This window comes from Pseudoalteromonas sp. S558 (assembly GCF_005886635.1).
Classification (GTDB): Bacteria; Pseudomonadota; Gammaproteobacteria; order Enterobacterales; family Alteromonadaceae; genus Pseudoalteromonas; species Pseudoalteromonas aliena.
Genome location: NZ_PNDU01000005.1, coordinates 1 through 22,540, shown reverse-complemented (window position 1 = coordinate 22,540; position 22,540 = coordinate 1). Strand labels below are relative to the sequence as shown.

Below are 22,540 nucleotides of genomic sequence, written 5' to 3'. Positions count from 1 at the left end.
GCTTTGCTCGGTTTTTACTTATTCTTACAGGGATGTAAGCCATTAGAGTAACGCAGGAGCAGTTACCGAGCCCACTAGGTTACAAACCTCGCGCCGCGATTAAATCGCCCCTAGATTGAACAAATTTCAATCCACAAAGGTCAACGCGCCCTAACACTTTTAAAATAAAAAAGCTCTCGTGATTGGTATCACGAGAGCTTTTATATATGTCTATGCACTTAATAAATTAGAAAGTAGCTAGTACTCTTACGCTATCTGTAACGTCACCGCTTTCTAGGTAACCAATAGCTTTAGGGTTAGAACTAATCTCTTTTAAAACTTCACTAGCATCTTTAGCTTGTAAAGGAGGACTTCTACGTCCTGTAAAAATAAGCTTGGACCATACCGCATCTACTTGAGACGTGTTTCTTTGTAAAACAGTGTCGTCAAATGCTGTTCTAGCACCTTTTCCTGCTTCAAACAACACAGGTACAGCTTCAGTTCCGTCAGTAAATTGTCCCAACTTACCCATAAAAATATTTTTCACTTGCGCTTCAGAAAGCTCAGATGTGTTACTTTTATTTACAACAACAGATAATGCTGCACTGCTTGAAGTCGTTACAATAGCAGATAAAATTGTTAAGAAGAAAATTGCTTTAAAGATTTTCATGGATTCTTCCTTTAGAAAATAATATCTAACGATACAGTTGATACAATAATATTTTTGCCAGTAGCTGAAAGCGTTTCGTTAGTACGGTTTAGAAAACCTGAACCACCAGTCGCAAGACCGTCATGATTTAAAGGACGGAAGCTATCAAACTGCATTTTCAATGCCATTTTCTTATAAAAATCCCAACGAAGACCCGCTGTAATTGTATTTGAACGTGAACTTGAGTTTCTAACAACATATTGATCAAGCGGCTCACTACCTAAATCCACAACTTGAGAATCAAGACTCGCCTTTATATCTGCATCAACATCAAGTGCAAAGTTTTCAGTTAAAGATTTAGCGTATGAGTAACCAACATAAGGAGTAAATGAATCTAATCTGTATCCAACCATACCGTAAGCTGCTATACCGTTAGATAAAGAAGATCTTGCTTCTCTGTGAGCCCACTCAAATTGACCAAAGTAGCTGCCGTTGTCATAAACTACAGCAAGGCTTGTAAGGTTGAATGGTCTACGTTTACGCTGAATGATACTAAATACATCACCTGCATTTGGCACAACTTCTGAACAAGTACCAACTGCACAGTTATCATTTTGAGGATCTATAGTTAGCCCTAATTGATAATCTGTACTTACCAACATTCTCATGTCACCTGGTACGTAATCGCCTTCGGCACTAAGAGTTGAATGTTGAGCATTCATGTATCCCGCTCTAAAAGTCCAAGAGTCATATTGTACTGTTCCAACTAAACCAGCCATGTGGTGGAACTTAATGTAACTTTTACCTGGGAAGTATAATTTATCAAACTTACCTGCATAAGCTTGTATTTGGTACGAGATATCGCCATCACCAATAAAGTTACTGTATATAGCATCTACACCATCTATATTATTAATCGTAGCTTGGCTATATAAATCAATAACAGGTCTAACCCAAACGTTAGAGTAGTTAACGTTACGCGTGTCTGAACCCAAAAATACAGGTGATACGAAGCGTCCAGCTCTTAAACGAAGGTTTGAATTATATTTATAACTGATGTAAGCCCAGTCTAATGATGGCTGATAGTTATTTTTGTAGTTACGACGTGAAAGCAATTGCACTACGCCTGATAACTTATCTGATATCTTGTATTGACCTTGTATGCCTAGTACTGTGTCGTTGTCAAATCTCCAATGATCATCAGAACCACTTGGTAGTGTGTTATTTTGAATAAACTCGATGTCTTGCTTATTCGTTTTTACCGCACTTAACGTTGCAAAACCAGAGATTTTAAAATCGTCTGATGCTTGAGCAACACTAGGTAATAATATTAAAGCTAAACAGATATAAATATATTTCATATTGACCCTTGGTTTAATCGAGCTATGTTTGGGCAATTACTCCAGCACCAAACCAACCCTTTTGTTTGATTGTTCAACTAAATTATAATCCATTTTTATTTTATTTGTAATAAAAATTGAACTTATTTTAGCTTTATTTGGTCTTATTTAAGTTTTCATAAGATTTATTCATATAAAGTACATAATCGATCAAATAACGGTAAAGTTATCTGAGCTACTGCCGATACGTAGAGTTTTTTACAGTTAAACACCTAAAATAAAAAAGACACTACTTGATTCGCTTTACACTACTTTTAAACATTGTCGCTTAAATCAACATCCGCAGGCTCTTATGTATACGCTTTTGGATCTGTTATTAAAAAAGCACTTAAATACATGCTAGAAAAAACTAAAAACCTTATATTTCAAAAGCTAAATACTTTTTCATGGGGCGATAATTTAGAGGGGAATTTTGAACGTTCTCTTAACTTCTATTTTTATAAGAAGCGCCATTGGCGCTTCTTATAAAGTTTAACTCTTATTAATGTTTACGTGCCACACCATTTCTTACCAAGTCATGACCCGCTTGAAACACATCTTCTGTAATGGTGCGTGCCAAAAGTAGTTTTTGTTGGTCATCGAATACCGCAACAAAGCGGCTACCATCATTGTTGTTTGTTGCCATACCGACACCCGCAACACCTTTTAAACCTAAACCACCACTTTCAACTTTTAATAAAAAGCTTTCAAGATCACTAAGGTTATCAATTATATCTTGTTCATTATTCATTTTAATACTCTTTAATCGCGCTTCGTTTTGACGAAGCTTCTAATAAGCTGTGCACTATTTTATAGAGTACCGCTGAAAACTTAAACCCTAAAAAGTACTTACAGCTAAATCTAAATTGATCACCGCGCAACCAAGCTCCTTTGCACTAATACGATGATAGCTGGTACTTTTAGTAGCCGTAAGACTAATTATAAACTCATCTTGTTGCGCTACCGCACTTTGTTCTTGGCTTAAGCACATAGCTTGAGTAAGTGAACGCAGCTTTGAATTTGTTAAAATTGCGCCAAAGCGCTGTACTGGCAGTGATGGGATTTTTATAGCAGGTAATGCTTGGCTTATAGTGCGTTCGCTTAGAGTAAAGGCATTGTTGGTAACATCAATCACGCTGCCTGTAGGCCAGTACGAGTAGCTATAATGTTTGCCTTTTGGTTGATTGTTAATTTGATTCGCCAAGTGCACAACACCGCTTTTGCCTATTACTGTCATTAGATTACCCTCTGGCGATTTAATAACAACCAAAGCGGTGTTTTCATCAATACCAAAACCGTGTTGCACTTCTGCTTTAATATTTTTAGCTTGGCTTTTATCAATAGCCATCGCAAGTCTAAATGTACGGTTTTGTTCACTAAATTGAGTATCGAGTACACCAAAATTAAAACTACCTAGTCCACCAGCATGGCTGTTATTTGTGCTATCACGAAGTGCAGAAAGACTTGTTGTAGTAAATTCACTTACTATTTTATTTTGAACCACAGTACCCGCTCCAGCCCCTACAATTACAGGGCGTGATTGCAATGCTTCAGTCCATGGATATGGTCTATCGTTTTGATCAAATAAAACTCGGTTTGCTAAAACTGCATCACCGTCATTAAACACTACACCAGTACTGTGTTTAATCAGTGAAACGAGAGCGTCAATGCCCTTTTTACATAAGCTAAGCTCTGCTTGAATACGGTCTGGGTATATTGCCTCACGATTATATATTTTCATTTGTGTATTTCTGAGGACAGGTAATTTATCGCATGAGTTGTTTGTTATTGCGTGCACAAGCGCGGGAGTAAGTGCTAACCATTGCGTGTTTATATTTGATTGTGCAAAGAGAGCTTGTGCGAGATCAGCGGCTTCATATGGGTCTCGACTAGATGCTGTAACAACAAGCATTGTAGGCTCTGCGTTATTAACTTTTAAACTACCCGATACAAATTGAAATATATTATTCGTCGCGCTTTGGTTATTCAGATCAGTATTTACTTGTTCTTTTAGGCGCTCGGCGCTATTTAATTGCGGTATGTTTGGCTGAAATATTTCTAACATATCAAATACAAAGTTATATTCATCAACGGATAAGCTACTCAGTGATGTATTATTTATATCCCGCCATAACCAAAGTAAATTTTTTCTTGTCATCGGCACTTTTTTTTGTATTTTTATTGTATTGAGCGCATTTATTGTCGCTAATTTTTTATCATTATTACCGCTGGGCCAATACTGAGCTATTGTACTAATTTTAGCATCCGTAACTTTAAAAAGATTGTGGGCTTTTCCTTTAATTTGCGCGCTATTTTGGCAATTCTCAGGTGTAGAACTTGAACAGGTTGAGAGCGCTCCTCCTGCTAAAACTAATGTTTGGTTTTGTGCTTGCACGTTAAAGGCTAATGAGCAAGCAATGCCTAATAGTACAACCGTACAACGAGATAATTGTGATTTTATATCAAACAAAAGCAGATTTTTCATAATAAGACTCTAATAGCTATATAAGGAGTGATTTAGCTGATAACAAACCATGCTAAGTGTTATAACTTTATCAGTAATGCAACCGCGACTAAACTTTTTTAAGCCTAAACATACTAACCTTACAAGCGCTTGTACATTCTATGGAACACCATTTCCCAGTAATAACAACTACCCAACACGCAATTTTTCGTTGCGAGTAACATTGTGCTTCGGTTGCAGTTTATTAAATAACCTGAACTCTGGATAATAAATCTCTTAACCAGAGCTCAGGTTAAATAATGTTGAGGCAACTTCAATAGGGTAATCATCATTTACTAATTCTTTTATAAATACTGAGCACGCATGGGGATCAGCAATTAAATAGGTTTTATGCTTAGCCCGCGTAATACCCACATACAATAAACGCCTTTCCTCTGAGTGGGTAAAGCTGTCTTGCACAGGTAATAACGACTCTAACAACACGTTATTTTGGTTATTGCTAGGAAAACCCAATTTACCTTGCTTAAAACCAATAATAATACCGTAATCAGCTTCAAGTCCTTTGGCACCGTGTAAGGTCCAAAAGTGCAACGTATTAGTTTGTTTTTTATTTTTTAAATGCTGCTCTACCTTATTAAGCATAAAGCGGTATCGGCTAAGTACCGCAATACTGGCTGTAGCGTCGTTTTTTTGAATAGTGCTAATAATTTGCTGAACTTTTACTTCAAGTGACTTAGCACCTTTGTATTGGTCGTCTAATAAAATAACTTGCGGCGTACTAACTTGCACATGCGTTGTAATGTGCTTTTTGTACTGCTCTGGATTTTGCATTACAAAACGCCCAGCTACGTCACTTATACTATTGTTATATCTAAATGTTTTTTGTAACACCGTTAATGAGTGACTCCCCACAAGCTCTTCAAATCGTGTCGTCAGTGCAAGGTTACCACCCGAAAAGCGATAAATAGCCTGCCAATCATCGCCTACAGCTGTAAAGCGGATCCCTGTGCCTTTGTTAATAAGCGTATTTAAAAAAGCCATACGTGCACCCGATATATCTTGAAATTCATCAACTAAAATATGGCTCCAAGGGACACTAAATTCACCTTTTTTCACAACTTGTGTGGCGTGAATTATCATATCATCAAAATCGATGGCGTTTTGTCTGCTTAACTCGTGGGTGTAAGCATCATGAATAGTGATAAGCATGGCCGCATAGCGCTGATGGTTTTTAAATCCACTTTGCTTTATACGCTGTTTTATTTGGGTATTGGTTAACTGCTCAACCCTTATGGCTTGTAAGCACTTTAGGTATTTCTCAGCTTCTTGTTGTAACTGCCCTGAGTTAGTTAAAAGAGCAAATATTTTGTCATCAGCTAAAGGCGTTAGCGCAACGCTATACTGCTTTAAAAGTTTACCTAAGCGCTCCTCTAATTTTCCCTCAAGCCAATTGAAATGAAAGGTTTCGAGAAAAATAGTGTTATCTTTTTTATACAGTTCGCGCTTAAGCGCTATGTGTTCGTTATAGTGCTCTTTGTTTATGCCTGAGGGAGTATTACTTTGCCTATCAATATCATAATGATCTAAGTAAATATTGTATTTTGGTAAGTAGAAGCTGGAGTATTGCTTGTTTAGCCTTTTATCGCCCGGTCCCACGCGTTGCTTTATTTTATAAGCTGGTTTGTATTCGTGCTCGACCGAATTCAAGTGCAACCAATTAGAAATAAGTAGCTCTTGATAGCTTTTAACTTTGTAACCAGCAAAGCTTTTATATTCATTAATCCGCACGTAATGTTCATCTTCAGCACTATTTTTAAAACTAAAAATATCAACGGGCTCATACAGTAAATCAACAAAGCTTTTTAAAAAAGCAGAGTTAGCCTGCATTTGCTCACTTAGCCACGCCGTAAACCAACTTTTTAACTGTAATGCATCACTAGCCAATACAGAAAGCTCAGTCGACTTTTTAGCATTTCGCAATAGTGTTAGGCCTAATGCATGAAACGTTAAAATAACAGGCGGTGTCATGCTTAAATTTGCCTGTCCTGCGCGTTTAATAAATCGCTCTTTTAACTCTTCTGCGGCTGCTTTATTATAAGCGAGTACTAATATCTGATCTGGCGTTGCTATGTCCCGATCAATTAAATCAAGCGACTTGGCAACCATAACTGATGTTTTACCCGTACCCGCTGCTGCTAATACTAGGTTTTTATCGTTATCGCGAATAACCGCTAAACGCTGCTCTATTGTCAGTGGATTAGACTCCACATTGTTATAAAAATTATCTCTTAGAGTAAGCTGTTTTTGTTCATATTTATGGCGTAACTGCGCTACAGCGTCGGTTACTTTAGGTGTGCGGCTTAAAATACTTAAAAACTTTATGCTAACCGGCGATAAATGCTGTTGCCATAAAATTTGATTGTGCGCGTAATTTTTACTTAAAGAAAAAACGGTTTTATTCAATATTTCAATTGAGCTGTCTCGTAAAAACTCATCTAAAGCATATTGCTTTAACTGCGTTTTAGCCTTGTTTATTTTTTGCTCCAAGCTGTTTGCAAAGTAGTGATTTAATGTTTTGCTAAGCACGTCTGCTTGGCCTTTATTTAAAAAGCTAATGCATGTGTTATTACGATCACTTAAATTAATTTCAGCACTAAACAGACGGTTTCTTAGCACAGAAAAATTACTAAATTCGCTTAACCTAAATTGCAGCTTAGTGTTATCCCTAAAGTCGATAACAAGCATGCTCTGCTCAATACTTACTCGCTTAATACGGGTAAAAAAACGACCTAACCAACTTGGTGTGGCAATATACTGCGCCATAATACTCAATACAAAAACAGACTATAAGCTGATTTTAACATACTCTTTTATAATAAATTGATGCATAACAGCAACTACCGCCCCCTTAGTTATATCAATGAAAAAGTACACAACAAAAGTACGACTTTAACGTTTTAATTTGCACGCTGTTTTACTGAACGTTAAGCTATATCCTTATTACATAATTTTAGCAATTGCATTTAATACCTTCACTTTTGTAAAGACAAAATTCAATTGATATAAAGGCTTATTATGACTAACAGTACATACCCTATAGGCACACCTGGGACGAAATGGAATAACAGCGATAAAGCTCAGTGGTTAGCACGTCAAAACATAAAACGCAGTTACCAAGATGAAGTGGTAACGCTAGTTGACGACCTAAAAAGCATATTAAATGTAGAGCAATACGGTGAGCTTAATTACGCCGCAGGTGTTTATCCACTGTATGTGTTAAAAACACCTCACTTTAATGCTGACAAACCAACAGTTTTAATCACCGGTGGTGTACATGGCTACGAAACCAGTGGCGTACATGGCGCACTTAGATTTGCCAAAACATCGGCAATACAACACTCAGAGCAGTTTAATATTATTGTTGCGCCCTGCATTAGCCCTTGGGGGTATGAAACAATAAATCGTTGGAATCCAGACGCGATTGATCCTAACCGCTCTTTTTACGAAAATAGTCCTGCTCATGAATCGGCTGCAATTATGGCGTTTGTGAAATCACTCGATATAGATTTAATGGCTCATATCGATTTACACGAAACAACTGACAGCGATAACAGTGAATTTAGACCCGCACTTGCTGCCCGTGAAGGCACTACAAACACTAATTGGAACATACCTGATGGGTTTTATTTAGTGGCCGATACCAATAAGCCGGAGCCTGAATTTCAAAAAGTAATTATCGAAGATGTGGCAAAGGTCACGCACATTGCACCGAGCGATGAAAACAACCAGTTAATAGGCGTAGCTCAAGAGCAATTTGGTGTAATTAACTATGCTGCTCGCGATCTAGGTTTGTGTATGGGCTTTACTGATGCACCCTATGTAACCACAACAGAGGTATACCCTGATAGTCCAACAGCCACAGATGAAGAATGTATTTTGGCTCAAGTAGCTGTAATTGATAGTGCACTTAAATTTATCATTAACAAGCAATCAAAATAAAAACAATGCCCAAGTAGATATACTGCTTGGGCATTGTGGCTGGTTTGGTTGAGCCTGTGTAAATAATTAATCTTTTCAGTTTTTATAAAACTGACTATCTTTAGTTATAGTAATACTGGCGTCTTCTTGCGCCGTTACAATAAATTGTAACTTGCTGACTTTACGCTCAATATCGTAGCCATCGGCTGTTACAGTAACAGGGACTCTTTTCATCACACCTGGCTGTATAAGTGTAGAACTTGGACTTGAAAGCATCGCACCTGGTAAACCCTCTATGGCAATAGTGTAATGCAGTGCTTGCTGCGTTTTATTAATAATAGTGAGCGTGTAAGGGTTTTCTACTAGGCCCTCGTAGTTCACTCTATAAAGCGCATTTCTGTCGCGTAATACTGAGGCTTCTATTGGTGTACGTTGCAACATCCATGCAAACATAGAAATTATTAACAAAGCCGTTAATGCGCCGTATCCTACTAGTTTTAATCTAAATGGATTGGTTTTGTCCCCTTCCATTTGTTTTTCACTGGCGTATTTAATTAAGCCTTTTTCGTAACCAAACTTATTCATGGTGTCGTCGCAAGCATCAATACATAAGCCACAGTTTATACATTCATATTGCAAGCCATTTCGAATGTCTATTCCTGCGGGGCACACCTCTACACACAAGTTACAGTCTACACAGTCACCTAAGTTAAGCTCTTTTGGATCGGCTTTACGTTTACGCGGTCCTCGGTTTTCACCTCGTTCGCTATCATAGGTAACAAGCAACGTATCTTTATCAAACATCACTGCCTGAAAACGAGAATACGGGCAAGCAATTGTGCACATTTTTTCACGTAGAAACCCGGCATTACCATAAGTACAAAAAGCGAATAAAAACACCCAGAACCCTGTAATACCTGACCATTCAAATGTAAGCATTTCCATATACAAACTTTTTGCCGGAATAAAATACGCCATAAACGAGGTGGCGGTTAAAACGGAAATAACAATCCACGCACTGTGCTTCGTTATTTTTTTGCGCCAAGTGCTCAGCGTCCACTGCGATTTATCTAATTTAATACGCTGATTTCGCGTGCCTTCTATGCGTTGCTCTACCCACGAAAACATGAGCATCCATATTGTTTGCGGGCAAGTGTAACCACACCAGACTCGACCAAGCCAATTAGTTACAAAAAATAACGCAAAAGCGCCCACCATAAACAGTAAGGCTAAAATCATAAAATCTTGAGGAAGGAGTGTTAAACCAAAAATGGTAAAGGTTTGCGTTGCCACATCAAGCAGCACAGCTTGTTGTCCATTATATTGAATCCACGGTATAGCAATAAAAGTTAGCATTAACAGCCAGCCTAAATTACGGCGTATACGCTGAAAAAATCCTTTTTGCTCGCGGATATAAATTGGCCCTTCGGTGTTATAGGGCTTAATGATCATATCTTCTTCTTTAATATCAAACTTCATAGTACTTGCTTCATTATGACGGGTATTAAGCAAGTATTTGCAACTTTCAGACCAAGCTGAAACTTCAATTAATACATTGATATTAAAGAGATTACTTAAACAAAGAAAAAGTTAAATTCGCGATATATAACGAATAACGTGATATATCACGAATTCTTAATAATCCCTAACTTTCGCATTTTTGAGCGTAGTGTACTCTCAGGTAAGCCTAATTTAACAGCCGCCCCTTTATCACCCGATATTTGCCAGTGCGAGAGCGCTAGTACAGTTGTTATATGCTGCTTTTGGGCTTCATCTAACGTAAGTGAAGGGTTAATAACGACTTCACCACCCGCTTGCAAAGGCTGGCTTAGCTGTAGCACAGCCTGATTAGATAAAATAGCTTCGCGCTCAAGTACATTTTGCAGCTCTCTAATATTGCCTGGCCAATTGTAGGCTTGCAGCTGCATCATTGCTTTTTTACTTAGCCCTTTTAAGTGTTTCCCAAGCCGTTTATTTAACTGCGCAATTAAATTAGCGCACAAATAAGGAATATCTTCTTTTCGATCTTTAAGGGACGGGACTTTAATAGGAAATACATTAAGCCGATAATACAAATCAATTCTAAACGTGCCTTTTTGTACCATTTCCCACAGGTTGCGGTTAGTCGCTGCAATTACTCTAATACTTACTTTTAGCGTATTGCTGCCACCGACACGTTCAAACTCTTGTTCTTGCAAAACCCTGAGTAATTTACTTTGCGCCTCAAGCGGAAGCTCTGCTATCTCATCTAAAAATAAGGTGCCTTTATCAGCAAGTTCAAAACGCCCTTTACGACGCTCATTGGCACCTGTAAACGCGCCCTTTTCATGACCAAACAGTTCCGACTCTAGTAAGCTCGGTGTAAATGCAGCGCAATTTACTTTTATAAAAGCTTGTTCGCTACGTTTGCTTAGCCTATACAAATTACGGGCTACTAACTCTTTACCCGTGCCATTTTCGCCAAGTATAAGCACTGTGCTGTCGGTTTCACTTACCAGTTTTATTTGATCTAACATGGTTTGAAATATATGGCTTTGTCCAACTAACCCTGAGTCTTGCCAGTCTTCGTTAAGTTCTGCGATTAAGTAGCTGTTTTCATCTTTTAGTTGCTCGCTTAAGTGCTTTACTTTTTCAAGTGCCTCTTGCAATGCATTTTGTGTGCGTTGTTGCTGTGATATATCGCGAAATACCGCTACAGCACCAATCAATTGGTTATTTTGATACACGGGTGTTGAGGTGTATTCAACTGCAAATGAGCTACCGTCTTTGCGCCAAAAAACTTCATTTTTTACTTCACGGCGTTTGCCATCAAACATGGTGCAATATATTTGGCATTCGTCAGCGGGATAAGGCGTCCCATCAGCATGAGTATGATGATGATATTGATGTATTTTTTTACCTAAAAGTTCATCAGCACACCAACCCGTCATACGTTCAGCTGCAGGATTTACAAATACCGCATTACCCGATAAGTCAAAACCGTATATGCCCTCACCTACTGCGTTTAGCAATAATTTAGGATCGTTTAAAAATTGTTTTATCATAAATACACCTCGCGAAATATCGCGAGTATTATGACAATTTCATACGCTAAGTGCACTCATTACTTTAAATGCACTCAAGCGCTCATTAAAACGCTATAAATAGTGCTTAAATAACGTTTTAATGTCTATTTTTGCACCTAGCCTTGCGGCTATTAAATAAAGTCCTGCGAGTTTTCGGTGAATAAATAGCGCATCAACGGGCGGTGTATGCCATTGCTGAGATTGCGCACTGAGGGCAAGCCCTGCATTTTTAATATTGAGCGCGAGTTCGCTATTTTTAAAATCAAACTCCCCTTCTGTTCTTAATGGCTCGCACGCCATTAAAAATAAATCAATGACGTTGTTTTTATACTCATCAACTAAGTCATTTTGAAAATAACCAATGTGTGAAGCCGCTTTAAGCACACCTTCTCGGTTGTTTTCGCTACCGGCTTTAAACAATGCTAAGTAACCTTCGCTAAGCTTGGGTGATATTTCTCGCGTTGCGCCAAAATCAAATAAAACAATTTTTTGTGTATCAAGCTGGTAATGAAAGTTGGCAAAGTTAGGGTCGGTTTGAATCAATTTAAATTCAAACATTTCTTTGAAAAATAAATCAATCAGTTGCTCTGCAACAAAGCTTTTTTGACTATCAGGTAGCTCTGTAATGCTCTCAATGGGCTCTGCCTTTATATATTCCATAGTAAGCACTTGTTGTGTGCTGTGCTCAATATATACATTGGGCACTTTAAAGTGTACGTTCTCTGCTAGCGCACTTTTATAACGTATTAAATATTGTGCTTCTCGCGTGTAATCGGCCTCGGCTAATAACTGTGCTTTGGCTTCACTAATAAGCGGCTTAATATTAAGATCCTTAGGAAGTAATCGAGAAATCGTTAATAAAGAAATTACGTTATCAACATCGCTCACTACACTTTTTGCAATACCAGGGTATTGAATTTTAACAGCAAGCTGCTCGCCATTTTCTTTATAAGCTAAATGAACTTGCCCTATAGAAGCCGCAGCAAAAGGTCTTAATTCGATATGAGAAAAGCGCGCTAGCCACTCATCCCCCCATTGCGTTTTTAGCACTTCTACAAGTTGTTTATGCGGCATTGGATTCGCGTCTGAGCGCAGTAAAGCAAGTAACTGGGCCAATTCGGGGCTTAGTAAATCACCGGCATCCATTGAGAGCAATTGCCCGAGCTTCATTGCTGCACCACGTAAATGTGATAGCTGTACGGCTAGTTTTTCAATGTTTTTAGGTTGTAGTAGTAAGCTTTTATTATTCCAACCTTTACCGGTTAATGCGCTCTTAGCGCCATCAACTAACATGTTGGTAGCAACACCTGTTGCGAGTGAGCCTAATTTTGCAAAGCGAGAGAGTCGAGAGGTGGGCACTGTACGAGGTGCTGCCATAATATTAAAACCTAATTAGCCTGAGAGTCAGGCTAATTAATACGTATATTTTAACCAGCCAGATCTACTTAAAGTTGAGGTACCAACTTAATAGCACCTTTAACTATTTTCATATCGAGTGGAAGTTTACTGAGTAGCATCATTTTAGGGTCATCCATATTTAATGTGTAAACAGGGTTAACCGCTAAAAAGGCATTTATAACATCCATTGCCTGGCTATCTAGTGCGCCTATGTTGCCTTTGAAACCACCGGCATCAACGCTCGAATCGAGCAACTTAATATTACGTAAAAAGACTGCTTTTTTTTCACTGTCGTAAAACGGGCTCCCTTCAATTTGCAGCTTTAAACGCACTGGATATTTAAGTGCAAAAGCATTAATTTCAGCGCTTGAATCTGCACCGAGCACAACAACATCGCGGTTATCTGGCCCAATATTGACACTTAAGTCGTTTACATCAAACTTAACCGGTAAACCCATCAAGCTTATTTTTTCACTTAACTTTGGTAATTGCTTACCTAGAACAGCCTCAACCTCAGCGTTGGTAAATGAATACACTGAAATGCCTTGCGTGGTATTACAGGCAGTTAAAAATAATGCTGCAATAATAGCTAAAATTCTCATGAGAACCCTTTTGTTTATGAATTAGTGATACATAAAAAAAGCCGCTATTAAAGCGGCTTAGTAAAATAGTAACCAGCACATATTATGCTGGTTCTAGGGCGTGTTGACCTTTGTGGATTGAAATTTGTTCAATCTAGGGGCGATTTAATCGCGGCGTGAGGTTTGTAACCTAGTGGGCTAAGTAAAAACCGAGCAACAAAGAGTTAATCGCCCCTAGGCAGAACCCAAGGGCAGCGCATGTTTGGCATTTATGCTGCGTTATCGCCTATTTATGGGGAATAACCACACTACATAGGCTCTGCCTTGCCTAAATACCAAACAGTCTGCTGCAAATTCAACCACGAAAGGCCAACACGCCCTAGTGCATTAAGCTGCAAGTGTCGCTTTAAGTCGTGCTAGTGTGTCAGGTTCAACTGAACCGGCACTGAGCGCTAATAATTGTTTTAAATAATAGTTTAAATCAGCATGTTCGCCACGATGTTTGTCATCTAGCATGGCTACTTGCTCTGCCATTCTAAGAGACTTATCGGTTGAACTTACGTTCGCTAGTATTTCCATGCGAGTAATAAGTTGCTCTTTACTTAATGTTGTTTTAAGCGGTGCTTGATACTGACTTGGTAACGTTTCATTGTTCTCAAGTGCAGTAATTAATGTATCTAAATTAGCTTGCTCTGATTTACTAATAAGCAAGGCAAGCTTATCTTCAATAGCAGCTAGTAATTTAGTTACCTTAGATGATAATGATCTAAATTGAGCGTACCCTTTTACTTTCGTTTCTAGGTCGTGCAACTGCGCTCTTTGGTTAACATCACTCAATGCTGCTTCAAGCTCAGTAAGTTCTGCTGCTGCTTGTTTATCTGACTCGTTTTGCTCAAGTTTTTGCTGCTCAAACTCACTACTACGCTTGGTAAATGTTTCGTCATTAAACTGACGAAATTTTTGCCACAACGCATTTTCAGCTTTCAAGCCTGCAAAACCAATAGTTTGCCATTGCTGCTGCATCTGCTTCAACTCTTGACAAGCCGCAGCCAAATCATCATTTTGAGACAATTGCTGCGCTTTTTCTACTAATTCATTTTTAAGTGCGGCATTACTTTTATGAAATGCGTTTAATAAAGCCAGTACTTGTTGCTGCTCGTTTTTGTAACTGTCATTTAATGTACGGTATGTTTTAGGGTCAACTTTACCCACACTGCGCCACGCTTTATTTAAACGATTGTATTGGCTTTCATATTGCTTCCAATCAAAGTTATCCTCAGCCGTAGGCTGTAAATGAAGCGCGTGCATGTCCCTAATAATACTTTCGCGTTGTGCTTTTGAGGCTTCACGTTGTACTTCTTGATCCGCAAAGTAACTACGACAAGGTGCAAATAACAGCTCGATTTTTTCATCAAACTGAACGCCTTGTTGCTTTTCTTCATCTGTATCTAAACGACCCAACTCATTCCAACGCTTACGTAGCACTTTCACTTGCTCTGCGCGTTGTTGTGGATCGGTACACTCTTCGCTCACTAATGCACTTACTTCTTCTAATAACGCTTCACGCTTTGGTGCTGCTGCGTATTTTTGCCAATCTTTAGCATTTGCAAGTTGTGCTTCAAGATCTGCTTTTATATTTACAAGCGGCTGTTGATATTGCTCGGTTAGGGTATTAAATAATTCTTCAAACCCTTTAAACACACCAAAAGCAACATTAAATCGGCCTTCTTCAATTAGTCGTTTAACATCACGCGCTTTGCGTTTTGCTTGGCTTTGGTTTTTCTCAAGTGGCTTGATTAACTCATTCATTGGCGCTAAAAATTGCTTTTTATGCGCACTTAACTGGGTTTTAAATGTACTTTGCAGTGCACCATCTAAAATATTTAAATGACTACGCGCTGCTTTAAAACCATTATTAAATTCAGTTAGAGTTGAATCGTATTGTGCTAAATCTTCTGCTGGCTTAATTTCGCATAATGCTGCAAAAGCGAGTTTGTACTCTTTAATAGCCATTGTTAGCTCAGGTAACTTAGCAACTTGAGTAAATAGTTTTTCTAACTTGCTTACAGCCAGTTTAGATTGTGCATTGTTAGCAAGTTCTGTTTCGCTAATAGCTTGCTTAGCTTGCGCTACTTTTGCATCAAGCCAATCTTGTTGAATTTGCTCTGGCGTTTCAAGACCAAGCTGTAGGGCATTTTCAATTTCTTCACCCAAAGCTTCAAGTGTTGCAAGTGCTAATAATTGACGCTGTTGTTGCGCTAATTGCTGCTGCTCTTTGTCATGTACCGCTTTTAGCTGTTCAATGTGTGCATCTAATTTAGTGGTGATAGAAGTATATTTTTCATCTAGGAGCTTAACGCGCTCATCACTTAACCATTTAAGCTCAAGTGCTTGCCATTGAGCGATTAAATCGCTCGCTTGTGGATTAACAAGAGCAAAATCTGTTTTTTCACGCAAGGCATTTAACTTAGCTAAAATAACACGTGTTGCACTTTCAACCTGAAGTGGCATTTCTATTGCTAAACGCTCATTTTCAATATGCGTGTTAAGTGCTGCTTTTGCACCACCCTTTGCATGCTTTACTAATGGCTTAATCAATTGATGTGTAATAACAAGTTCAACTAATTGAGTTTGTAGCTCTTCGCTACCTTCTTTAAAGGCTTTTTCGACTAGTTTTGGATTTGCTAAACGTTTTAATAATTTAACGCGTACTTGCAGCTCTTTTTCAGCAAAGGCTAGCTTCTCAAGTGTTTTAACGGGTGCAAAACGCTCTATATATTCGTTTTTAATTTGTGGTGCTAGTGTACTTTCACTATTTAAAACAGCATTAGATATTTGAAGTTCTGCTATATCTTTTAATGCTTGATCTTGTTTATACGCTTTCCACCAAAGTGGTAAGTCATTTACTTTTTGTAGTGCTTTGCGGCGTATTTCAGCTGAGCTGTCTTCAAGTGCTAACGTGTTTAATATGGTTGCATCACGTTCAATGTCGAGTTTTTCGATAGCATCAAGACGTACTTGTTGCTTAGGGTGTTTCCATTTTGGTGTAAAAAGGTGCTTAAAGATCATGTTCACTAAACCTAGCTATTTCGTTGTCTGATTTAAATTCTTTTTGTAGTTGAGCTTTTGTCTTTTGGATCATTTCACCATTAGCACCAATCGTAAATTGCTCATTTGATTGAGCCACTTTTGCTTGGTACAACATAACCAACTGCACTGTTTGTTGCTTTTGCTCATCGGATAAAACGGTACCATCTGGCCATTTACCAGTAGAGGCACCGTATTGTAAGCGTTCAAATAATTCGGGAGTAATATTTTGTACAAGATTATCGATATTCATGTCATTTTTTCTTTTTTAGTGTCACTAAAACAATACGGTTTATAAGATACCAAATACATCCTACGCCAATTGCAGCGGTGTAAGCGTACCACTGCAGTGTTTCTTCTTGTGGTTGTAAAAAGTATAAACAGAAAAAACCACCTAAAAACAAGATAAGCGCCAAAAAGGAGTGATTTATAAACATCTGCTTTTTTTTAATTCGCTGCTCGCGCTGAAGTTGTTGAACTTGCTCGTCGTTTAGCTCTGCAATGTTACTTTCGCAATGCGGACATTGCTTATGTTTATCTGAAATTGATTTTGCACATTTTGGGCAACGAATAATCGCCATACTTCTCTCCATACTACGCATAAAAAAAGCGCCTTTCGGCGCCTTTATTGTACGTGTTTTATTTCTCGTTGTCTTTTTTGAATTCAAACCAATAAATCATTTAAGGACGATAATTTTCCACGTTACTCACTGAGTTTAGTTACTCAGCGTCTTTTGACTGCTTTTCTAAACGTTTTTCCCAAAAAGTTGCATTTTTAATGCCTAATTTAACTGGATCAAATATGACTTTTCCGCCTTTTTTCTTTTGTTCTTCATAATCGCTCAAACATAATAAAGCAGGCTTAGCGACGAAGAAAATGGCTAAGATACCCAATATGTTGATCCAGGCCATTAAGCCAACGCCAATATCACCAATAGTCCAAATATAACCTGAATTGTTCACCATACCGTATGCAACCATAAACATAATTACAAATTTCACCAGTACAAGCGGAATACTGCCCTTAAAATAACGATTTAAGTAAGCAATATTAGTCTCTGCAATAAAGTAATAAGCAAGTATTGTGGTAAAGGCAAAGAAGAATAATGCAATACCGACAAATGCTTGTCCAAAGCTACCAAATACACTAAATAGAGCCATTTGAGTAAAGGCTGCTGATCCCACTTCAGTGGCTGCATCAACATTTTGTACAATAAACTGCCCTGCTGGTAGCTCACCCACAATGTTGTATTGTTGCGTTATTAAAATCATTAATGCAGTTGCAGTACACACAAAGAGGGTATCAACATAAACAGAAAAAGCTTGTACTAACCCCTGTTGAGCAGGATGATCAACTTCTGCTGCAGCTGCTGCATGAGGCCCAGTACCTTGGCCAGCTTCATTAGAATATATACCACGTTTAACGCCCCAACCAATAGCAGCGCCAAAACCAGCCTGTGCTGTAAACGCATCACTAATAATTAAATAAAATATATCGCCCACTTTATCTAAATTTAAAAATACCACGATTAATGCCAATACTATGTAACCAAGTGCCATAAATGGCACCACAATTTGAGTAAAGTTCGCAATACGTTTTATACCGCCAAAAATAATAAATGCCAAAACAATAAGGATAATTGCCAAAGCGACCAACTTAAAGCTGCCTACGTCACCAAAGCTAGTAGAGACAATATTGCCATCGCCAAATACTTGGGTAAACGCATTACCTACCGCATTTGCTTGTACGCCTGGCAGAAAAACACCACACGCTATAATCGCCGAAACAGCAAATAAAACAGCCAGCCATTTTTGCCCTAAACAACGGTCAAAATAATAGGCTGGGCCACCACGATATTGCCCGTCTTCTTCTGTTTTATAAATTTGCCCTAGAGTAGACTCTGCGAATGCGGTACTTGCGCCTAGAAAAGCAACAACCCACATCCAAAAAATAGCACCTGGTCCACCAAAACCAATAGCCGCTGCAACGCCTGCGATATTACCAACACCTACTCGTCCAGACAACGATACTGCAAGAGCCTGAAAAGATGAGATACCTTTATCAGACGTATTAGGACTAAATAATAACTTACACATTTCTTTAAAATGTCTAACTTGAGCAAATCGAGTTAATACTGAATAAAACAAGCCTGCGCCTAGGCATAAATAGATGAGTGCATTACTCCAAACAACATCATTAACAGCGCTTACAATAGCTTCCATGGATATCCTCTATAGTTATATTTATTATTTTTAATTACGAGACTCTGCTTTAGCTACTATGCAACATAAGCTTTACGAAATAAGGTTTTACCTCTCCCGCCCCGACTGATGATTTAATTAATCTTAACTTAAGTACACCAACTTTGTTAACACTTAATTTTCAAAATATCTAATTACACATTTGTTGTAAGGCACTACATCTGCCAGTATTTAAATGAAAATAGATTGATTTGTACCGATAAGATGATGATACGCAGCGAAGAAGCGTTGAAAACGCTTTAAGAATGCAGTTGCTATATGGTGGTTTTTTTTAATACAAAGGATTTGTTAAAAGCAAAAAGGGTATCAAAACTATTGATACCCTTTTGATAAACGTTTTATCTTAAATTATCAACAACATTAACAATAGCCGCTAACGTATCTTGACCAAATTGATACGAACGACGGTCTGACCAGCCATAGTCTGGATCAGGTAAATCGTTATTATCTTTAAATGGCATTTCAATTGTGTACGTTAATGCTTTAAATTCTTCAGCGGTAGCTGATGAGCCTACCGTAAGGTTAGCTTGGCCGGGCTCATCTTTTGGATAGCCATGCTCATCTTGAAACTCTGGAGTAATAGTTAAAAGTGCTGCTTTAAAGCTATCTTCTAAGCCTTTAAGACGTGCATCGTAACTTGGAATACCTTCACTGCCTGCCACAAAGTTATATGGGATAGCTTCATCGCCATGTATGTCAAGGTGCATATCTAACCCAGCTTCGCGCATTTTATTAAGAACTAGGTAAACCTCAGGACTATTTTCCATACTTGGTGTTTGCCATTCACGGTTTAAGTTAACGCCTTTCGCGTTAGTACGAAGATGCCCGCGCGCACTGCCGTCTGGGTTCATATTTGGCACAATGTAAAAAACTGCTTTTGATAGAAGCGCAGCTGCATGTGGGTCTTCATCATCAAGTAATTTGTGAAGTAGACCTTCTACATACCACTGCGCCATTGTTTCACCTGGGTGTTGGCGTGCTGTGATCCAGATGTTTTTCTTGTCTTCACTTGGCTCACCAATTTTAAGCACGCTCATGTCGCGGCCATCGAGCGTTTCACCCAGCGTTTCTAATTGGCAAGCACCTTGGCTTTGTGCCCAAGACAGTAAATCTAAATGACGCTCATAGCTGTATGGTGCAAAGTAGGCAAAATACACACTGCCGCACTCTGGTTCGATTTCAAAACTTAATGTGCCATTTTCATAGCTTGATGGTACACGAAACCATGTTTGACGGTCATACGACGCAACGGCTTGGTACCCTTCCCAACCATCTGGATAAGCTGATTTTTCAAGCTCATTAATATTTAACTTATGCAATTGGTAAGGCGTTGTTTCAAGGCGAAAGTGAAACCACTGATAAAATTCAGACTGATGATCTTTGTTAATTTCTAATTGAATATTTAAAGGATCGGTGGCTTCAATTACTTTAATATTACCACTGTCGAAATTGCTGCTGATTTTCATGAAAAAACCTTTAAGTTAAATAAATTTATCTGCTTACTAATTTGCAGAGCTAACACTACAGGTACACACATACGTGTAGAAAAAAGCTGGGAACTTCGAAAAACAAAGTACGACCAACATTTACATAATTAAAGCCTATCACATGGAATAAGCTTTAAAAATAACACATGACCAAAAAAGCCAGCAAAATGCTGGCTTTTAAATCACTGCAATATATTAGCGAGGTAAGCTTGGGAATGACACTTCGGCCATATCGCGCATACAACGAACTACTTGGCAGCTGTAACCGAATTCATTGTCATACCATACATATAAAACAATACGGTTATCTTCAACAATTGTTGCTTGTGAATCAACAACACCTGCGTAACGGCTACCTACTAAATCGGTAGATACAATTTCCGTTGATGCCGTGTAATCAATTTGATCGCGCAAATCGGAATGAAGTGCAGCATGACGTAAGAATGAGTTTAACTCTTCAACCGTTGTGCTTTTTGCTAAGTTAAGGTTCAAAATAGCGAGCGATACATTCGGTGTGGGTACGCGGATTGCGTTACCTGTTAACTTGCCTTCAAGCTCTGGTAATGCTTTTGAAACCGCTTTTGCAGCACCTGTTTCAGTGATTACCATATTAAGTGCAGCGGCACGGCCACGGCGTTCTGCTTTGTGGTAGTTATCAATAAGGTTTTGATCGTTCGTGTACGAGTGAACAGTTTCAACATGACCATTATTAATACCAAACTTATCGTTTAATGCTTTAAGCGTTGGTGTAATTGCATTGGTTGTACAGCTTGCTGCACATACAATTTTATCTTCAGGCAAAATATCTTTGTTATTAACACCATATACGATATTTTTGATGTTACCTTTTGCAGGCGCTGTTAGTAATACTTTTGCGGCGCCTTTACACTCTAGATGCTGACCAAGGCCTGCTTCATCTTTCCAAATACCCGTGTTATCAACAATCAATGCATTGTCGATACCGTATTGAGTGTAATCAATTTCGCTAGGAGAGTTAGCGTAAATAACTTGGATGTAGCTGCCATTAGCTTTAATAGCGTTACGTTCTTTGTCAATCGTGATTGAACCGTTGAATGGGCCATGGATTGAATCTCGGCGCAATAAGCTTGCACGTTTTTCAAGATCGCCTTCTTTACCACCTCGCACAACAATCGCGCGCAAACGTAAATCTGAATATGGACCTGATTTTTCAATCAACAAGCGCGCAAGTAAACGACCAATACGGCCAAAGCCATAAAGTACAACATCACGCGGCTCTCTAGCTGGTGAGTCAGCTATTTCTGCAAGCTCATCTTTTACAAATTCTTCTACTGAGCGGCCTTTTGCAGCTTCAGTGAACAAATAACTATATGCAAGCTTACCAATATCAATACGTGCAGAGTTTAATTCCATTTTGCTGATAGCTTCTAAAAATGGGAAGCTTTCGCGTAAACGTAATTTAGTGCCTTCAAACTGAGCAACGGTTTTGTGAGATTTGATAATATCGATAGTACTGGCATTTACGAGAGGACGGCCATATACAGCAATTTCAATACCACGATTACGATAAAGCTTACCTATGATTGGTTGCATGCTTTCTGCGTAATCTTGGCGCTCTTGCCAACTATTCGTGTATTCTAACTCGTGAGATGAGGTCATTTTATTTACCTAAGTTAAACATTTTTGAACGGATAGCCCAAATGGGCACAGCTATTCTAATTTAATCTCAGGTTATTCTCTACTATTCGGGGCCAAATGATTTTAGAAAAGCGTAAACTTTAGCAATACCTTTGGCTAATTCTATACATTTTTGGTTGCTGTTTTTACATATTAGCGATGAGGGAGCGTTGAACAATGTGAGGATAGTACAGTTAGTTAAAAAAGATTCGGTAGTGCTGGCTAACCTTTCAAAATTGAGATTTGCTCTATCTTAGGAGTATTTAATCGCTTAATTAAGTGATTTATTGTGAGGTAAGAAAATCGTGTTGATAACAAGGCAATAATCTCGCTATCTAATTGTTCTATATCAGAAATTTTTAACGTAATTAGCCTCAGATTTAATCCCTCAAATTGACTAAGTAACCTGAACTTTGGTTAAGAGATTTACTAACGTATTGAATAATGGTGATATTTAAATTTATTTTCTCTAGCCAGAGATTTTCAGTGGAAACAAGGCGAATTTACGCGTCAATAGCTGGCCTTTGGATAGTATATTCAACGCAGTTAGCGCTT

Annotated in this window: 16 protein-coding genes; 1 reads left to right on the top strand and 15 read right to left on the bottom strand. The window is 38.4% G+C overall.

Features of this window, described 5'->3' with window-relative positions; genetic code table 11:
- Positions 1 to 226 precede the first annotated feature (226 nt).
- From CWB66_RS00225 to CWB66_RS00205, 5 genes are all read right to left on the bottom strand, one after another.
- Positions 227 to 649 carry a type 2 periplasmic-binding domain-containing protein gene (locus CWB66_RS00225; protein ID WP_138583874.1) on the bottom strand — a complete coding sequence of 141 codons (423 nt, stop codon included), beginning with the start codon at positions 647 to 649 and terminating at the stop codon, positions 227 to 229.
- Between the two features lie 11 nt (positions 650 to 660).
- The gene (locus CWB66_RS00220; protein ID WP_138583873.1) at positions 661 to 1,989 is read right to left on the bottom strand and encodes a hypothetical protein; all 1,329 of its coding nucleotides are present in this window, start codon (positions 1,987 to 1,989) and stop codon (positions 661 to 663) included.
- Positions 1,990 to 2,509: 520 nt separating this feature from the next.
- Positions 2,510 to 2,758 carry a hypothetical protein gene (locus CWB66_RS00215; RefSeq protein ID WP_138583872.1) on the bottom strand — a complete coding sequence of 83 codons (249 nt, stop codon included), beginning with the start codon at positions 2,756 to 2,758 and terminating at the stop codon, positions 2,510 to 2,512.
- 87 nt (positions 2,759 to 2,845) lie between these two features.
- Positions 2,846 to 4,492 (bottom strand): cyanophycinase, encoded by a 1,647-nt coding sequence (locus tag CWB66_RS00210; protein WP_138583871.1) that lies wholly within the window; start codon positions 4,490 to 4,492, stop codon positions 2,846 to 2,848.
- Positions 4,493 to 4,747: 255 nt separating this feature from the next.
- The gene (locus tag CWB66_RS00205) at positions 4,748 to 7,294 is read right to left on the bottom strand and encodes a UvrD-helicase domain-containing protein (protein WP_138583870.1); all 2,547 of its coding nucleotides are present in this window, start codon (positions 7,292 to 7,294) and stop codon (positions 4,748 to 4,750) included.
- 252 nt (positions 7,295 to 7,546) lie between these two features.
- On the opposite strand from CWB66_RS00205, the gene CWB66_RS00200 reads away from it, so the two are divergent.
- Positions 7,547 to 8,470, top strand: coding sequence for a M14 family metallopeptidase (locus CWB66_RS00200; RefSeq protein ID WP_138583869.1), 924 nt, complete (start codon positions 7,547 to 7,549; stop codon positions 8,468 to 8,470).
- A gap of 75 nt (positions 8,471 to 8,545) precedes the next feature.
- Here the strand turns inward: CWB66_RS00200 and ccoG are convergent, their stop codons facing one another.
- The 10 genes from ccoG to CWB66_RS00150 form a co-directional block, all read right to left on the bottom strand.
- On the bottom strand, positions 8,546 to 9,928 hold the full coding sequence (gene ccoG / locus CWB66_RS00195; RefSeq protein ID WP_138583868.1) for a cytochrome c oxidase accessory protein CcoG: 1,383 nt from the start codon (positions 9,926 to 9,928) through the stop codon (positions 8,546 to 8,548).
- A 146-nt stretch (positions 9,929 to 10,074) separates the two neighbouring features.
- Complete coding sequence (locus CWB66_RS00190; RefSeq protein WP_138583867.1) at positions 10,075 to 11,493, bottom strand: sigma-54 interaction domain-containing protein; 1,419 nt, start codon at positions 11,491 to 11,493, stop codon at positions 10,075 to 10,077.
- 93 nt (positions 11,494 to 11,586) lie between these two features.
- Positions 11,587 to 12,891, bottom strand: a complete 1,305-nt coding sequence (locus CWB66_RS00185; RefSeq protein ID WP_138583866.1) for an ABC1 kinase family protein — start codon at positions 12,889 to 12,891, stop codon at positions 11,587 to 11,589.
- A gap of 68 nt (positions 12,892 to 12,959) precedes the next feature.
- On the bottom strand, positions 12,960 to 13,514 hold the full coding sequence (locus CWB66_RS00180; RefSeq protein WP_138583865.1) for a YceB family lipoprotein: 555 nt from the start codon (positions 13,512 to 13,514) through the stop codon (positions 12,960 to 12,962).
- 366 nt (positions 13,515 to 13,880) lie between these two features.
- A complete protein-coding gene (locus tag CWB66_RS00175; protein ID WP_138583864.1) occupies positions 13,881 to 16,562 on the bottom strand; it encodes a DUF349 domain-containing protein in 2,682 nt (893 codons plus the stop codon).
- Positions 16,552 to 16,833: a YeaC family protein gene (locus CWB66_RS00170; RefSeq protein ID WP_007378333.1), complete on the bottom strand. Its 282-nt coding sequence runs from the start codon at positions 16,831 to 16,833 to the stop codon at positions 16,552 to 16,554. Before CWB66_RS00170 ends, CWB66_RS00175 begins: the two co-directional genes overlap by 11 nt.
- A gap of 1 nt (position 16,834) precedes the next feature.
- Positions 16,835 to 17,161 carry a hypothetical protein gene (locus CWB66_RS00165; protein WP_138583863.1) on the bottom strand — a complete coding sequence of 109 codons (327 nt, stop codon included), beginning with the start codon at positions 17,159 to 17,161 and terminating at the stop codon, positions 16,835 to 16,837.
- 139 nt (positions 17,162 to 17,300) lie between these two features.
- Complete coding sequence (locus CWB66_RS00160; protein WP_138583862.1) at positions 17,301 to 18,803, bottom strand: alanine/glycine:cation symporter family protein; 1,503 nt, start codon at positions 18,801 to 18,803, stop codon at positions 17,301 to 17,303.
- A 377-nt stretch (positions 18,804 to 19,180) separates the two neighbouring features.
- The gene (locus tag CWB66_RS00155; RefSeq protein ID WP_138583861.1) at positions 19,181 to 20,308 is read right to left on the bottom strand and encodes a M14 family metallopeptidase; all 1,128 of its coding nucleotides are present in this window, start codon (positions 20,306 to 20,308) and stop codon (positions 19,181 to 19,183) included.
- A gap of 216 nt (positions 20,309 to 20,524) precedes the next feature.
- Positions 20,525 to 21,967 carry a glyceraldehyde-3-phosphate dehydrogenase gene (locus tag CWB66_RS00150; protein ID WP_077537573.1) on the bottom strand — a complete coding sequence of 481 codons (1,443 nt, stop codon included), beginning with the start codon at positions 21,965 to 21,967 and terminating at the stop codon, positions 20,525 to 20,527.
- Positions 21,968 to 22,540: the final 573 nt, after the last annotated feature.

Coding starts and splice junctions, on each gene's coding strand:
- CWB66_RS00225 (WP_138583874.1), bottom strand. CDS start 649: ATGAAAATCTTTAAAGCAATTTTCTTCTTAACAATTTTATCTGCTATT.
- CWB66_RS00220 (WP_138583873.1), bottom strand. CDS start 1,989: ATGAAATATATTTATATCTGTTTAGCTTTAATATTATTACCTAGTGTT.
- CWB66_RS00215 (WP_138583872.1), bottom strand. CDS start 2,758: ATGAATAATGAACAAGATATAATTGATAACCTTAGTGATCTTGAAAGC.
- CWB66_RS00210 (WP_138583871.1), bottom strand. CDS start 4,492: ATGAAAAATCTGCTTTTGTTTGATATAAAATCACAATTATCTCGTTGT.
- CWB66_RS00205 (WP_138583870.1), bottom strand. CDS start 7,294: ATGGCGCAGTATATTGCCACACCAAGTTGGTTAGGTCGTTTTTTTACC.
- CWB66_RS00200 (WP_138583869.1), top strand. CDS start 7,547: ATGACTAACAGTACATACCCTATAGGCACACCTGGGACGAAATGGAAT.
- ccoG (WP_138583868.1), bottom strand. CDS start 9,928: ATGAAGTTTGATATTAAAGAAGAAGATATGATCATTAAGCCCTATAAC.
- CWB66_RS00190 (WP_138583867.1), bottom strand. CDS start 11,493: ATGATAAAACAATTTTTAAACGATCCTAAATTATTGCTAAACGCAGTA.
- CWB66_RS00185 (WP_138583866.1), bottom strand. CDS start 12,891: ATGGCAGCACCTCGTACAGTGCCCACCTCTCGACTCTCTCGCTTTGCA.
- CWB66_RS00180 (WP_138583865.1), bottom strand. CDS start 13,514: ATGAGAATTTTAGCTATTATTGCAGCATTATTTTTAACTGCCTGTAAT.
- CWB66_RS00175 (WP_138583864.1), bottom strand. CDS start 16,562: ATGATCTTTAAGCACCTTTTTACACCAAAATGGAAACACCCTAAGCAA.
- CWB66_RS00170 (WP_007378333.1), bottom strand. CDS start 16,833: ATGAATATCGATAATCTTGTACAAAATATTACTCCCGAATTATTTGAA.
- CWB66_RS00165 (WP_138583863.1), bottom strand. CDS start 17,161: ATGGCGATTATTCGTTGCCCAAAATGTGCAAAATCAATTTCAGATAAA.
- CWB66_RS00160 (WP_138583862.1), bottom strand. CDS start 18,803: ATGGAAGCTATTGTAAGCGCTGTTAATGATGTTGTTTGGAGTAATGCA.
- CWB66_RS00155 (WP_138583861.1), bottom strand. CDS start 20,308: ATGAAAATCAGCAGCAATTTCGACAGTGGTAATATTAAAGTAATTGAA.
- CWB66_RS00150 (WP_077537573.1), bottom strand. CDS start 21,967: ATGACCTCATCTCACGAGTTAGAATACACGAATAGTTGGCAAGAGCGC.